Consider the following 1,437-nt stretch of genomic DNA (forward strand, 5'->3'; position numbering starts at 1 on the left):
CCACTCATCCATGCACGCATTCCACCACGCACCACTGACGTTGATGATGGAGATGCTCGTCGGTCGTGTGGCTCAGCCACTGACTGACTTCGTGTCTTTCACTTGATCTGTCCACGGCCGACGAGCTTCTGCAAGTAGGTGCCGGCCAGACGGTCATGACCTCATAGGAGCCTGGTTCAGAGGCCCCATCAACGTCCTGTCTGCCCGCCTGGCCGGGTGCCCAGAGATGAGATGAGGGCTCAACCATGATGGCAAGCCAGGACCGAGAAGTCATCGTCGGCGTGGACACGCACGCCGACACGTTGCACGCGGCGGTGGTCGATGCGACAGGGCGCCGGCTCAGCGATAGCGGGTTCCCCGCGACCGGCGCCGGCTACGCCGCGCTGCTCGCGTTCGCTGGCTCCTTCGGCCGCATCCGTCGCGTCGGCGTCGAGGGCACCGCCTCGTACGGCGCCGGTCTCGCTGATCATCTCCGGGCGGCGGGTGTCGACGTGCGGGAGGTGATCCGGCCGTCCCGGCAGCAGCGCCGCCGTCGCGGCAAGTCCGACTCGGCCGACGCATACGCGGCCGCCGCGGTCGCGCTGGCTGACGACGACATGCCGACGCCGAAGACGCGCGATGGGCAGGTCGAGCAGATCCGGGTGGTGCTAGTCGCACGCCGCTCAGCGTTGAAGGCCCGCACGGCTGCGCTCGCGCAGATCAAGGCGCTAATCGTCACCGCACCAGAGCAGCTGCGAGCAAGGCTCCGACCGCTGAGCGATGAGCAGCGACTGCGGCGGCTCGCCGCGGCCCGTTCAGATGAGCCGCTCCAGCTCGCCCTGCGAAGCCTCGCACGGCGAGCACAGGCCCTCCGGGCGGAGGTCGACGACCTCGACCGGCTGCTCGATCCGCTCGTCACCTCCGCAGCGCCAGCGTTGCGAGCGGCCTACGGAGTTGGACCGGTCACCGGCGCCCAGCTGCTCGTGACCGCCGGCGACAACCCAGAGCGCATGCGCTCGAAGCCCGCGTTCGCGGCACTCTGCGGCGTCTCACCGATCCCAGCCTCGTCCGGCAGGACCACCCGCCACCGCCTCAACCGCGGCGGCGATCGGCAGGCGAACAACGCGCTCTACCGGATCGCGCTCGTACGCATGAGCTCGGAGCAACGCACCCGGGACTACGTCGCGAATCGCACTGAGCAGGGCAAGACCATGCCGGAGATCATCCGCTGCCTCAAGCGCTACATCGCCGACGAGATCTTCATGCACATCGTCCAGCCTCAGCCCGTGCCCACCATCGACGACCTAAGACCCCTCCGTCACGCCCGAGGCCTCACCCTCGCCACCGCCGCGCAAGCACTCCAGAGCTGGCCATCAGCCATCTCCCGGATCGAACGAGGCGAACGCCGCGACGACGCCTTGGCCGAGCGCTACCGCCAATGGCTCACCGCCGCTTGAC

General features: G+C 68.6%; 1 protein-coding gene and 1 pseudogene. Both read left to right on the forward strand.

Going from position 1 to position 1,437, the window contains the following annotated elements:
• Positions 1 to 245: 245 nt before the first annotated feature.
• Positions 246 to 1,262 (forward strand): annotated as a pseudogene (locus L332_RS21180) (IS110 family RNA-guided transposase); the annotation flags it as partial.
• A complete protein-coding gene (locus L332_RS30970) occupies positions 1,242 to 1,436 on the forward strand; it encodes a helix-turn-helix domain-containing protein (RefSeq protein WP_407637625.1) in 195 nt (64 codons plus the stop codon). The pseudogene L332_RS21180 and the gene L332_RS30970, both read left to right, overlap by 21 nt.
• Position 1,437 lies beyond the last annotated feature (1 nt).

Origin of the sequence: Agrococcus pavilionensis RW1, assembly GCF_000400485.1 — a bacterium.
Classification (GTDB): Bacteria; Actinomycetota; Actinomycetes; order Actinomycetales; family Microbacteriaceae; genus Agrococcus; species Agrococcus pavilionensis.

Coding starts and splice junctions, on each gene's coding strand:
- L332_RS30970 (WP_407637625.1), top strand. CDS start 1,242: ATGCACATCGTCCAGCCTCAGCCCGTGCCCACCATCGACGACCTAAGA.